Here is a 13,546-nt window from a genome sequence, read left to right on the forward strand (position 1 = left end):
AGCGAACCTCAATGCGCGTAGGCGCTGCCGGCCACCGCCGAGCCGACCAGGCCGAGCAGGATCGAGGCATACCAGGGCCAGCGCTTGCCGCCCGAGATGATCGAGATGGTCGCCACCGCGATCGAGACATGCAGCATGGTGACCGCGATGGTCAGGATGTGATGGCGGTGCTCGAAGGTTTCGCTCTCGTGCAGCCGCGCCTCCGCCTCGTGCTCGAGGCGACGCGCCTCCTTCATGATCTCGTTGCTCTCGTCCTCGTTCTTCTTGGCCTGGCGGAGGAAGTCGTCCTTCTTCGGACCATCACCGGCACCGGCGATCTCGTACATGTTCTTCTTGATGCTCTTGGCCTGGAAGAACGCCCACTGGTCGGTCGCCTTGTTCTGGAACAGCACCGCCTCGTTCTTGGCCGAAATCGCCTTGCCGCTCGACAGGGTCTCCAGGCTGCCGACGGTCGCGGCGACCACGGCGAGGACAGCGATCGTCAACGAGACATAGGCAGTCAGCCGATCGCCATGGGCGGCGGCGTGCTTGGCATGTTCGGCATGTTCAAAATGTTCGGTCGGCAATTCGGCCATGGAGCCCTCCCGTAAAGTCATCGACCTGCGTAACGGGGAGCGAGACCGACCGCAAGACAGGCTGCGCCCGAGAGAAGGCAGGCGGCCGTGGTCGCGACAAAAAACGGGCGCGCCCTCCGCGGAGGACGCGCCCGAAAGTCGGTACCAGAGGAGATCGTGCGGGGCTCAGCCCTTGAGCTTCGCCGCGATCGAGGCGACGTGCTTGCCCTGGAAGCGGGCGGCATCGAGCTCGACCGCGCTCGGCTGACGCGAGCCGTCGCCGTCGGTGATGGTGGTGGCGCCATAGGGCGAGCCGCCCTTGACTTCGTCAACGCCCATCTGGCCCTGGAAGGCGTAGGGCAGGCCGACGACGACCATGCCGTGATGCAGCAGGGTCGGGATCAGGCCGAGGATGGTCGATTCCTGACCGCCGTGCTGCGTCGCCGACGACGTGAAGATCGAGCCGACCTTGCCGACCAGCGCGCCGGAGAACCAAAGGCCGCCGGTCTGGTCGATGAAGTTGCGCATCTGCGAGGCGACCGAGCCGAAGCGGGTGCCGGCGCCGAAGATGATCGCGTCATACTGCGGCAGCTCCTCGACGGTCGCGATCGGCGCTGCCTGGTCGAGCTTGAAATGCGACGCCTTGGCGACCGCCTCCGGAACCAGTTCCGGCACGCGCTTCACGACCGCCTCGGCGCCGGCCGAGCGCACGCCCTCGGCCACGGCATAGGCCATGGTCTCGATGTGGCCGTAGGACGAGTAATAGAGAACGAGAACCTTGGTCATGGAAACCTCCTGGTGGGCCTCGTGCGAAGCCTTGGGCGGGGAGCCTCGGGGGGAACCCGAGGCGGAATGTCTTGGGCGCGGACCGGGCGAGGGCGTTCGGTGCCTCGCCCGATCCGCGCACTTCGCCCTTGAGCTAAAGCCGAACCGGCGTCTGCGATAGGACCGGCACGGCGAATAGAGTGTTCGCTCATCTCGAACGACGGACGACAAAATGCGAGCTTCCGCAAGGAAATGGCCCCGGATCGGTCCGATCCGGGGCCATCGCATGTATCGTCCAAGGTCATTGCGTTTGGACCGACTCGCCCCGGTCCTGCCCGGGTCAACCGGCCGGGTTCGGAACCGGGTCCCCACCCGCCGGAGCGCCGCCACCCTCCGGCCGATGCCGCGCATCGCCGCCGCCGGCGTGGCCCTCGGGGCCGTGACCGTCGTCACCGTGCTTGGCGTGCCAGTGCTTGCGGCGCATGCGCATGACGACGGCGCGGATGGCGACGTAGAACACCGGCGTCAGGAACAGGCCGAAGAAGGTGACGCCGAACATGCCGAACGACACCGCCGTACCGAGCGCCTGACGCATCTCCGCGCCCGGGCCGACCGCGATCGCCAGCGGCACGACGCCGAGGATGAAGGCGAAGGCCGTCATCAGGATCGGGCGCAAGCGCAGGCGGCAGGCTTCCACCACGGCGGCGACCGGGCCACGGCGGTCCTGAACCTCGAACTGGTTGGCGAACTCGACGATCAGGATCGCGTTCTTGGCTGCGAGGCCGACCAGCACCACGAGACCGATCTGGGTCAGCACATTGTTGTCCATGCCGCGGAACATCACACCCACGAGCGCGCTGCCGACCGACATGGGCACGATGAGAACGATCGCCAGCGGCAGAGCCCAGCTTTCGTACTGCGCCGCCAGGAGCAGGAACACGAACACCACCGCGAGCGCGAAGATGTAGGCGGCCGAGTTGCCGGCGAGCCGTTCCTGGTAGGCGATCTCGGTCCACTCGTAGCCGGTACCCGGCGGCAGGACCTTCTGGGCGATCTCCTCCATTGCCTTCAGGCCCTCGCTCGACGAGACGCCGGGCGCCGAATTCCCCTGCAGCGGCACCGAGGTGTACATGTTGTAGCGCTGCACGATGCCAGGACCCGAGACGTCCTTGATCGAGACCATGGTGCCGAGCGGCACCAGCGCACCGCGCGCCGAGCGGACCTTGAGCTGGAGGATGTCCTCCTTGGTCTGGCGGAAGCGGGCGTCCGCCTGGGCGCGCACCTGGTAGACGCGGCCGAAGGCGTTGAAGTCGTTGATGTAGGCCGTGCCGAGATTGTTCTGCAACGCCTCGAAGATGGCGTTGATCGGCACGTTCAGCATCTGCGCCTTGGTGCGATCGACCTCGAGGTAGATCTGCGGCGTCGTGGCGGTGAAGGTGGTGAACACGCCGGTCAGGCGCGGGTCCTTCGCCGCCATGCCCATCATCTGATAGGTCAGGCCGAGGATGCCGCGCGGGTCGGCGCCCTCGCGGTTCTGGATCTGGATCTTGAAGCCGCCCTGGTTGCCGAGGCCGCGCACCGGCGGCGGCGGCACAGCCACGGTGAAGGCCTCCTGGATCGGCGCCAGCGTCTTCATGATGTCGGCGACGATCACCTGCGCCGTGCGGCCGCGCGGCAGGCGCTCGTCGAACGACTTGAACGGCACGAACAGCACGGCGCCGTTCGAGGCCGGCGTGAAGGTCGCGGCGTTGAGGCCGGCGACCTCGACGGTCGCCAGCACGCCCTCGACATTGCGCACGCGCTCGCCGGCCCGGAGGATCACCTCCTGCGTGCGGCCGAGCGAGGCGCCGTCGGGCAACTGCACGACCACGATCGCATAGCCCTGGTCCTGGGCCGGAATGAAGCCGGTCGGCAGGATCTTGGCGATATAGCCGGTACCGAACAGCAGGCCGCCGTAGACGAGCAGCATCAGGAACCGATGGTGCACCACGAAGGCGACGACGCGCGCGTAGCCGTTCGCCGACTTGTCGAAGCCGTTGTTGAACTTCGAAGCCGCCCAGCGCCCGAGCCGCGTCAGCGGATTGCGCGTCGGCTTGTTGTGCTCCTCGTGCGGCTTCAGCAGGATCGCGGCCATGGCCGGCGACAGGGTCAGCGAGTTGATCGCCGAGATGATCGTCGAGACCGCGATGGTCACGGCGAACTGGCGATAGAACTGGCCGGTGATGCCGGGGATGAAGGCGGTCGGGATGAACACCGCCGACAGCACGAGCGCGATGGCGACGACGGCGGTGCCGACCTCGTCCATGGTCTCATGTGCGGCATCGCGCGGCTTCATGCCGAGCGCGATGTTGCGCTCGACGTTCTCGACCACGACGATCGCGTCGTCGACGACGATGCCGATCGCCAGCACGAGGCCGAACAGCGTCAGGTTGTTGAGCGAGAAGCCGAGTGCGGCGAGCGCGGCGAAGGTGCCGATCAGCGAGACCGGGATCGCCAGGATCGGGATGATCGCGGTGCGCCAGGACTGCAGGAACACCAGGACGACGATCACGACCAGGAACACCGCCTCGCCGAGGGTCTTGTAGACCTCGTCGACCGACGCCTGGATATATTCGGTCGGGTTGAACGGAATCGAATAGGTGATGCCCGCCGGGAAGCTCTTGGCGAGCTCCTCCATCTTGGCCTTGATCTGGTTGGCGCTGGCCAGCGCGTTGGTGCCCGGACGCTGGAAGATGCCGAGCGCGACCGAGGGCTTCCCGTTCAGCGACGAGGCGTTGGTGTAGTCCTGCGCGGCGATCTCGATGCGCGCGACGTCCTTCAGCCGGATCACGCGGCCGTCGGCGGTCGAGCGGACGATGATGTCGCGGAACTGGTTGGCGTCCTCGAAGCGGCCCTGCGTCTTGACCACGAACTGGAAGGCGGTGTCGGCCGGCGACGGCTGGCTGCCGAGCGCGCCGCCCGAGACCTGCACGTTCTGCCCGCGCACAGCGTCGAGCACGTCGCCCGAGGTCAGCGAATAGGCCGACAGCTTGTCCGGATCGAGCCAGACGCGCAGCGCATAGAGGCGTTCGCCGAAGATCGTGACGTCGCCGACGCCGTCGAGGCGCAGGAGCACGTCGCGGACGTTGTTGCGCGCGTAGTTCGAGACGTAGAGCGGATCGTAGGAGCCGTCCGGCGAGTACATCACCGCGACCATCATGATGTCGGGCGACGACTTGGCCGTGGTCACGCCGAGCGACTGGACCGTCGCCGGCAGGCGCGGCTGCGCGATGGCGACGCGGTTCTGCACCAGAACCTGCGCCTTGTTGAGGTCGGTGCCGAGCTTGAAAGTGATCGTCAGCTGCATCGACCCGTCGTTCGACGAGTAGGAGGACATGTAGAGCATGTCCTCGACGCCGTTGATCTGTTCCTCGAGCGGCGCGGCGACCGTCGCCGCGACCGTCTCGGAATCGGCGCCCGGATAGGTCGCGCGGACGACGATGGTCGGCGGCGCGATCTCGGGATACTGGGCGACCGGCAGTGCCAGATAGGCGATCGAGCCGATCAGCACCATCAGGATGGAAACCACCGAGGCGAAGATCGGCCGATCGACGAAGAAGTGGGCGAACCGCATGGGGCAGATCTCCGCGTGCGCGGGCTCATGACTGGAGCGGAGCGGCGATCCCGGATGAATCGTCGCTCTGAACTGTGCGGCGCGCGCCTTGCACGCGCTGCCGGATCACGGTGAAGCGATCGCCGCGCGGCGATCGCCTCGAGGGATCAGGGGGCGTTGCGGACCGGCGGCAGCGTGGTCGGCTGCGGCGTGACCTTCACGCCCGGCCGGATGCGCACGATGCCATTGACGACGATCTGCTCTGAACCGTCGATGCCGGAGCGGATAAGCCGGTAGCCGTCGATCTTCGGTCCCGGCACGACCGGCTTCGGCGTGACCGAGCCGTCGTCGGCGACCTGATAGACGATCCGGCGGGTCTGGTCGCTGGCGATCGCCTCGTCGGGAACCAAAACGCCCGGATGCATCTTGCTCGCCGGCACCTTGATGCGGCCGAACAGGCCCGGGGTCAGGAAACCGTCGGGGTTCGGCACCTTGGCGCGGACGCGCAGGGTGCCGGTCAGCGCATCGACGCGGTTGTCGGCGAAGTCGATGGTCGCCTTGCGCGCGGGTTCGGCCTCGTCGGAGGTGCCGACGAAGGCATTGTCGCCCACGATGCTGCCGCTCGCGCCGTGCATGTTGCGCGTGTAGGCGAGGAAATTCTGCTCGTCGACATCGAAGTAGAAGTCGATCGGGTCGATCGTCACGATGGTGGTGAGCAGCGTGTCGTTGGCGGCGACGATGTTGCCCTCGGCGACCAGACGCCGCGAGATGCGGCCGTCCATCGGCGCGCGCACCTCGGTGAACTCGAGGTTCAGCTTGGCATTGACCAGCGCGGCGCGATTGCCGGCGAGCTGCGCCTGGGCCTGCAGGTAGGCCTGCCGGCGCTGATCGGCGGTCTGATCGGTGATGTTGCCGGACTTCTGCAGCTGCATCGCCCGGTCGAGATCGTTCTTGGCGAACTCGACCGCGGTCTCCGACACCTTGACCGCCGCCTCGGACTGATCGGCGGAGGCGCGATAGGGGCGCGGGTCGATGGTGAACAGCAGGTCGCCCTTCTTCACCAGGCTACCGTCGACGAAATGCACCTTCTCAAGATAGCCGCCGACGCGTGCGCGGACGTCGACCGAGGCGGTGGCGTCGAAGCGGCCGGTGAAATAGGCCCACTCCTGCACGTCCTTGACGATGGGCTTGGCGACGGTCACCGGCGGACCGCCCGCCGGCGCCCCTTGGGCGAAAGCCGCCGGCACGGCCGCCGCGATCCCGATCGCGGCAATGGCGACCGTCGCGGTGAAGCGTCGGAAAATCATGGAGACCTCGGGGACGGAAAAGCGCCGACACTTGCCGGCACGGAAGCTTGCATCAGGCTTTCAGTCTAATGCGATGCGCCCGACTTAACACGTGTTTTCCCGAGTGCGAGTATCGATTGGCGCGGCACTGTCGCGCTTCAGCCGCATGTCGAGGGCGCTTGGCGCCGGCGAAGCCGGACACCAGTGCCGCGCGATGGGCCAATAGGATTTTCCGATCAGCTGCCGATCGCCCCCCAACCCGCGATCAGGGGCAGGTCGTTTCGACAGCCGAAGGGGCGCCGGCATGCGCGAACCCCTTCATCGTGCGATCGTCTCAGCCCGGGCGGTCCGAGGTCCGGAGCGGCGCATCCGATGCCACGCCGGCCCGCAGCCGGTTGAATTCCTGCGTCACGGTCGACCAGGCCGCCTTGGTGTTGGCGCCATCGTACTCGATCGCGTCATAGGCGATCAGACCGGCGAGGACGAGAAAGACAAAGGAAAATCGCATCATCATCTCCTTCTGATCAGCGCCGGGAGCGCGCCCGCGGGTCACGCGCGATTTTCACCGCCCGCTTTCAGCGCCGCCGGCGGCGGCATGTCGGCAGGCTCCGGCTCCTCGATCCGGTCCAGCGCGTCCAGCAGGGACTTCATCCGGTCGGTGAGCCCGTCCTGGAGCACGACCTCGTAGGACGAGCGCAGGCGTCGACCGATCTGGACCTGCACCTTGCCGTCGACCGGCGGCGCCTTGGGGGCGTTGGCCGGCCTCGCCTGGGGCGTGTCACTCGGGCGGGCCTTCAGCCCGTCGGACGACGGGACCTTGGGGTTTCGATCACGATGGCTCATAGCGGTCACGACTCTGGAACTCGGGTACTCGATCACGACGCGGGAACACCATGGTCGTTCTCGGGCTTGAAGGGCGACGCCGACCGCGGCTCAGCGGATCGACGAGGCCGATGAATGCCTGTTCGGGTGTCCCAACGTGCGGCGCCGTTCCGATGTTCCGGGCCAGGGTTCCTTTCGGTGAATCGATCCGCCGCGCGGAACAAGTGCCCGGTGCGTGCGTTAAGCCTCTTAGGACGTTGCGTCCGGTATCGAGTTTCCATGGAGAGAGGGAACATGTCGCTCGCCCACGCGATCGCGCCCCACCTGCCCTACCTGCGCCGTTACGCCCGCGCTCTGACCGGAACCCAGGGCGTCGGAGACAAATATGTCGCCGCCGCGCTCGAAGCGATCGTGGCGGACCCCGGCGTCTACGATGCGTCGCTGTCCGCGCGCGTCGCGATCTACAAGGTGTTCTCCCGGATCTGGAACTCGCTGCCGCTCAACGGCCGCGCCGAGCCGCGCGACATCTTCGATCCGGCGGATCGGCGGATCGAAGCGATCACGCCGCTGCCGCGGCAAGCGTTCCTGCTCACCGCCGTCGAGGGTTTCGATCTCGACGACGCGGCCGAGATCCTGAACGTCGGCCGGAGCGACGTCGGCGACCTCGTCGACGAAGCAGGCCGGCAGATCAGCGAGCAGGTCGTGACCGACGTGCTCGTGATCGAGGACGAGCCGTTCATCGCGATGGATATCGAGTCGCTCGTCGAGAGCCTCGGCCATCGCGTGATCGGCAACGCGCGAACCCATCGCGAGGCCGTCGCCATGGTGAAAGCGCGCAAGCCGGGGCTGGTGCTCGCCGACATTCAACTGGCCGACGGCTCGTCGGGCCTCGACGCGGTCAACGACATCCTGCGCGAGATGAGCGTGCCGGTGATCTTCATCACCGCCTATCCCGAGCGGCTTCTGACCGGCGAACGGCCCGAACCGACCTTCCTGGTGACGAAGCCGTTCCGGGACGACGCGGTCAAGGCCGTGATCAGTCAGGCGCTGTTCTTCGACAGCGCGGCCGAGACGCCGATCCGGGCGGCGGGCTGACGGTCGGCCGGATCTTGACGGGCGCGTTTTGTCCCGGTCGGGGAGTGGCGGTAGAGCCGTCCGCATTCCGACGCTCTGAACAAGCGGCGCGCGAGCTTTCGCGCGCCAAAGCCCCGTGTGGGTGACGAGTCGGGAGAGGGAACGATCCACGATGCGCCAACCGCACTCTCAGGGTCGGCATGTTCTGGACGACGCCGCGTGGTCGGCGGCGGCCGGCTTGTCGAAGCCGGAGCATGATCCGGCGGGCCGGGTGCCGCGTGGCGCCGAACGCCGCGCGTCCGAGCCCCGTCCCACCGAATCCCGGGCGCCCGAATCCCGCACCCCCGAACATTGGCAGGACATGGTCGAGACGCTGCGGCGCTTCGAGCTCGCGCTCGGCGTCTCCGGCATCGGCGTCGCCGTGCAGGATCTCGATCTCTTCTACCGGCAGGCGTTCAATCCCGCGAGCCCGATCGGACCCGATCCGATCGGGCGCAGCGATGAAAGCCTCTATCCCGCCGCCGTGGCCGATCATCTCACCGCCTTGAAACGTTCGGTGCTCGCGACCGGCGACGTTGCAGATACCGAGATCGTGCTGCCCGGCCCCTCCGGCCGGCGTTGGGTCCGGCTGCATCTGGCGCCCGAGATCGCGCCGGACGGGGCGATCACCGGCCTGATCTCGGTCGGGGTCGACGTCACCGACGAGCATCGGCGCACCGAGGAGATGGCGACGCTGACGCGGCTGCTGCTGGAAGCGAACGCGCGTATCGACGTCGCCTTGCGCGACTCCAGCATCTCGCTGTTCCGCCAGAACACCGATCTCGCCTACACCTGGGCCTACAATCCGCCGGTCGGGCTCGCCGATCAGGATCTGGTCGGCCTCACCGATGCCGATGTGCTGCCGGAAGTCGCGGCTCGGCTGCTGACCGCCGCCAAGCAGCGTGTGGTCGAAACCGGCCGTCCCGAGAAGCTCGAAGTGTCGCTGAAGGCGCCCGAGACGACACTCTGGTTCGACGTGCGCGTCGAGCCGCTGGTCGACGAGGGCGGGCTCGTCGGCGTGACGACCGTCATGGTCGATATCACGCATCAGAAAGAGATCCAGCAGCAGCTTCGGATGGTGATGCGCGAGCTGACGCATCGGTCGAAGAACCTGCTTGCGGTCGTCCAGGGCATCGCGCGCCAGACCGCACAGACCGTCGACAGCCTGCCGGCCTTCATCGACCGGTTCGGCGCCCGGCTCTACGCGGTCGGGCGGGCCCATGACGTGCTGGTCGACGAGAGCTGGCGCGGCGGCTCGATCCAGGAGCTGGTGACGAGCCAGCTCGGTCACATCGTCTCGACCGACAGCGGCGAGCGCATGACCGTCTCGGGCCCGCGGGCCATGCTCCGGCCCGAGGCGGCGCAGAACGTCGCGCTCGCGCTGCACGAACTCGCCACCAACGCGGCCAAATACGGCGCGCTGTCCAACGAGACCGGCAGCGTCTCGGTGCGCTGGGGGGTAGTCGACGCCGAGAGCGGGCCGCCACTGTTCGAGATCGTCTGGGAAGAGCGCGGCGGACCGGCCGTGCGCGAGCCGCAACGGCGCGGCTTCGGCCGGCTCATGATCGAGAAGCTGGTGCCGCGGGCGATCGAGGGCACCTCGGATCTCGGCTTCGACCCGGACGGGCTCACCTGGGTGCTGCGGTTTCCGACCACCTATCTCGCCGAGGGCTGGTCCGGATGACGTCGGCCTCCGGTCGCGCGGCTCCGGTCAGGCCGCGCGCACCCGGGCGAGGAAGTCGGCGACCTGCGCGGACAAGGCCGAGGCCTGTCTCGACAAGTGCGAGGCCGAGGCGAGCACGTCGGCGGAGGCCTTGCTGGCGTGTGCCGCCGCCTCGGTGACGCCGGCGATGTTCCCGGACACGTCCGACGTCCCCTGCGCCGCTTCAGAAACGTTACGGGCAATCTCGGCGGTGGCCTGCCCCTGGCCGTCGACCGCCGCAGCAACATCGCCGGCGATGTCGTTCATGCGCTGGATCGTTTCGCCGATGCCGGTGATCGCCTCCGCGGCTCCGAGGGACGCGCTCTGCATCGCCTGGATCTGAGCGCCGATATCGCCGGTCGCCTTGGTGGTCTGGTCGGCCAGCTGCTTCACTTCCGCCGCGACCACCGCGAAGCCCTTGCCGGCAGCCCCCGCACGCGCCGCCTCGATCGTGGCGTTGAGCGCCAGCAGATTGGTCTTGGAGGCGATGTCCTCGATCAGCGTCACGATCGAGCCGACACGGTCGGCCGCCTGGCCGAGGCCGGCGACGCGGCTGTTGGTCTCGTCGATCTCCCGGACCGCCGCGCGGGCGATCGTGGACGACACTTCGACGCGCCGCGCGATCTCGGTCACGGACGAGGCCAGTTCCTCGGTGGCGCCGGCGACCGAGGCGACATTCGCCGAAGCCTGTTCTGAGGCGGCGGCCACCGCCATGGACTGCTGCGACGTCCGCTCGGCGGTGCTCGACAGGACCTGCGCGGCGGTCTGCAGTTGGTGGGCCGCGTCGGAGACGACCGCTACGGTCTGACCGACCGCGTGATCGAACTGATCGGCAAGCGCCAGCATCTCGCGGCGACGCGCCGCGGCCGCGTCGCGCTCCTGGTCGGCGCGAGCGCCACGCAGGCGCTCGGCTTCTTCCATGTTGGCGCGGAACAGCGCCATGGTCTGGCCGAGCGCGCCGATCTCGTCGGAGCGCTCCGTGTAGGGCGCCTCGATGTCGAGCCGTCCGATGGCCAGTTGCTCCATCCGCTCGCGCAGCACGGCGAGCGGCGTGATCACACGGCGTCCCACCACGAACAGCATGGCGCCGGCAAACAGGATCCCGAGCGCTAGCAATCCCGACTGCACGAAAAAGTCGCGCCGCGCCGCACTGGCCTCGGTCGCCGCATGGAACTCGGCCTGGGCGAGCGCCTCGGTCGCGACCTTGGCGATCGAGCCGAGTGCGGCGAGATAGGCCTCGCCCCATTGCGCGGTATCGAGCGGCGGCTTCTCGCTGGCACTGAGCGCCTGGAACTGCCGCAGCTGCTTGTCCTGGAAGTCCTTGCCGCTGTAGTGCCGATCGAGATCGGCGAGTGCCGCCTCGAGCCCGGTCGAGATCGGCAGGCCGCGCAGCACGCCGCGGACGTCCTTCAGCGCGGCGCGGGCAGCGCCGAGGCTCAGATAGAACTTCGAGGCCGCATCGGCGGGCAACTTCACGCCGGACGTCGCATTCGAGATGAGCAGGGTAGCGTCACCGGCATTGTTGCGGGCGTCGAGCGCGGCGTCCTTCACCGCCAGCAGCGTATCGACCACCGGATCGCGCAGCTTGATCCGCAGTCCGAGGGACTCGGAGAGTTTGGTGAGACTCTCGATCTGGCTCGTCATCTCGGCCTGCCAACGGGCGGCCAGGTCGATGCGCGCCTGGGTCTTCGCTCCGGCCATCGCGGTGTTCGTCTCGGCCTGCAAGGCCAGGAGCCGGGTGTGATTGGCCTCGAGCTCGGCGACGAGAGTGTCGCGCTCAGGGATCGAGGCCGCCTTCAGCGCCACAATCGCACCAACGTATCCGGCATTTCCGGCGGTGCGCAGTCGCTCGGTCAGCGGCGTGATGCCGGTCTTGTCCGACATCAGTTCGCGGTAGGTGTTGCCGCGGTCGAGACGAACGTTCTGGAACGCATTGAACAATTGCGTGGAGACCGTCGTGATCTCCATGGTTTCGCGGGCCATCACCAGCCGCGACCACGAGCTTTGCGCACCGCGACCGAGGTCGATGGCAAGAGCCAAGGCAAGCCCGATCAGCGCGAAGCGCAATACCGAGGCGACCGACAGCGATTTCATCACGGAACTCCAGCGCTCATCCAGCGCTGGAATATCGCAGTATCCGGTTACTGAAATGCTTCATTTCTGCCGCACCGCGGTGTACGCGGCCGGCTACGGCCGGAAGAACACCGCGGTGACCAGCACGAAGGTCGGGATCAGGACCGCCCCCGACCAGACCATGTAGCCGAAGAAGCTCGGCATGTGCACGCCGCGCTCCTCGGCGATCGCCTTGACCATGAAGTTCGGCGCATTGCCGATATAGGTGTTGGCGCCCATGAACACGGCGCCGCAGGAGATCGCCAGCAGCGTGCTGGCGAGCGGGCCCATCAGCTCGACCGGATCGCCGCCGGCGAGGTTGAAGAACACCAGATAGGTCGGCGCATTGTCGAGGAACGACGACAGGATGCCGGTCAGCCAGAAATACATGGCGTTGTTCGGCGTGCCGTCGGCGTGCGAGACCAACGCGACGAGGCCGCCGAACGGGCCGTCTCGGCCGGCCTTCAGCATCGCGATCACCGGGATGATGGTCACGAAGATACCGGCGAACAGTTTGGCGACCTCGACGATCGGGCCCCAGGTGAAGCCGTTGGCGGCGCGGGTGTCGCGCGGGGTCAGGACCAGCGACAGGCCGGCCGCGACGATCAGGATCACATCGCGGAGCAGATCCTGGAGCTGGAGCGGCGTGCCGTAGACGACATATTCGATGCCCGGCTTCCACGAGCCGGACATCAGCACCGCGGCGACCACGACGGCGAGCAACAGGATGTTGATCTTGCCTTCCAGACGGATGCGGCGGCTGTCCGGGGTCGGGTCGTAGAAGCCGCGGAAGCGATGGTCCATCGCGTAGTAGCGGCGATCGAGCACGTGAAACACGGCGAGCAGGATCACGGCGACAAAGATCGTCTCCGCGAGCATGTGGACCGTGGTCCAGAAGAAACCGACGCCCTTCAGATAACCGAGGAACAGCGGCGGATCGCCGAGCGGGGTCAGCGAGCCGCCCACGTTCGAGACCAGGAAGATGAAGAACACCACGACATGGACGTTGTGGATGCGCTCGTCGTTGGCGCGGATCAGCGGGCGGATCAGCACCATCGAGGCGCCGGTGGTGCCGATCACGCTGGCGAGCAGGGTGCCGCCGCCGAGGATCGCGAGATTGGTCTTCGGCGAGCCGTGCAGGTTGCCCTTGATCAGGATGCCGCCGGCGATCGTGAACAGTGAGCCGAGCAGAGCGACGAAGGGGATGTATTCGAGCAGCGCCGTGTGCGCGAGCGCATGGGCGGCCGGGGTGCCGCCCTGGACCACGGCAAAGGGGACGGCGAAGGCGAGCGCCCAGCCGAGCGCCACCTTGCCGTAATGGTGATGCCAGAAATGCGGCGCGATGAGCGGCATCAGCGCGATCGAAAGGAGAATGCCGACGAAAGGCAGCGCCCAGACGACGCCGAGCGACCGGCCGGCGATCTCGGCATCGCCAGCCGCCGCGGCCGGCGTGACGGCCACGAAGACCACCAGCGCGGCAACCCCGGCGCGCCCGATCGCGGCCTGGTCGATACGATGGAACATGTGGCTCTCTCCCTCAGAGTCGGCGCCGGGCCTCGTCGGCTCTCGCGGCGCGCCTATACTGCCGGCCGCGCGCCGG

General features: G+C 67.6%; 10 protein-coding genes. 2 read left to right on the forward strand and 8 right to left on the reverse strand.

Features of this window, described 5'->3' with window-relative positions; all coding sequences use genetic code 11:
- Positions 1–8: 8 nt before the first annotated feature.
- The 6 genes from ABS361_16630 to ABS361_16655 all read right to left on the reverse strand — a co-directional run bounded on the left by ABS361_16630 (position 9) and on the right by ABS361_16655 (position 7,076).
- A complete protein-coding gene (locus tag ABS361_16630) occupies positions 9–575 on the reverse strand; it encodes a DUF4337 domain-containing protein (GenBank protein ID XBY43687.1) in 567 nt (188 codons plus the stop codon).
- Positions 576–740: 165 nt separating this feature from the next.
- On the reverse strand, positions 741–1,340 hold the full coding sequence (gene wrbA, locus ABS361_16635) for an NAD(P)H:quinone oxidoreductase type IV (GenBank protein ID XBY43688.1): 600 nt from the start codon (positions 1,338–1,340) through the stop codon (positions 741–743).
- A 319-nt stretch (positions 1,341–1,659) separates the two neighbouring features.
- Complete coding sequence (locus ABS361_16640; GenBank protein XBY43689.1) at positions 1,660–4,932, reverse strand: multidrug efflux RND transporter permease subunit; 3,273 nt, start codon at positions 4,930–4,932, stop codon at positions 1,660–1,662.
- Between the two features lie 146 nt (positions 4,933–5,078).
- Positions 5,079–6,218, reverse strand: a complete 1,140-nt coding sequence (locus ABS361_16645; protein ID XBY43690.1) for an efflux RND transporter periplasmic adaptor subunit — start codon at positions 6,216–6,218, stop codon at positions 5,079–5,081.
- 313 nt (positions 6,219–6,531) lie between these two features.
- Positions 6,532–6,705, reverse strand: a complete 174-nt coding sequence (locus tag ABS361_16650; protein ID XBY43691.1) for a hypothetical protein — start codon at positions 6,703–6,705, stop codon at positions 6,532–6,534.
- 41 nt (positions 6,706–6,746) lie between these two features.
- Entirely contained in the window at positions 6,747–7,076 is a 330-nt protein-coding gene (locus ABS361_16655; protein XBY43692.1) for a NepR family anti-sigma factor, read from the reverse strand.
- 237 nt (positions 7,077–7,313) lie between these two features.
- Between ABS361_16655 and ABS361_16660 the strand changes: the two genes are divergently transcribed.
- Together ABS361_16660 and ABS361_16665 are read left to right on the forward strand one after the other, a co-directional pair.
- Positions 7,314–8,114, forward strand: coding sequence for a response regulator (locus ABS361_16660; protein XBY46921.1), 801 nt, complete (start codon positions 7,314–7,316; stop codon positions 8,112–8,114).
- A gap of 340 nt (positions 8,115–8,454) precedes the next feature.
- Positions 8,455–9,816: an HWE histidine kinase domain-containing protein gene (locus ABS361_16665; GenBank protein XBY43693.1), complete on the forward strand. Its 1,362-nt coding sequence runs from the start codon at positions 8,455–8,457 to the stop codon at positions 9,814–9,816.
- Between the two features lie 27 nt (positions 9,817–9,843).
- On the opposite strand, the gene ABS361_16670 is transcribed toward ABS361_16665, so the two are convergent.
- Entirely contained in the window at positions 9,844–11,928 is a 2,085-nt protein-coding gene (locus tag ABS361_16670; protein ID XBY43694.1) for a methyl-accepting chemotaxis protein, read from the reverse strand.
- Between the two features lie 93 nt (positions 11,929–12,021).
- Positions 12,022–13,470 (reverse strand): sodium:proton antiporter, encoded by a 1,449-nt coding sequence (locus ABS361_16675; protein XBY43695.1) that lies wholly within the window; start codon positions 13,468–13,470, stop codon positions 12,022–12,024.
- Between the last annotated feature and the right edge of the window lie 76 nt (positions 13,471–13,546).

The sequence above is a fragment of the Ancalomicrobiaceae bacterium S20 genome, from assembly GCA_040269895.1.
GTDB classification, from domain to species: domain Bacteria; phylum Pseudomonadota; class Alphaproteobacteria; order Rhizobiales; family Ancalomicrobiaceae; genus Methyloraptor; species Methyloraptor flagellatus.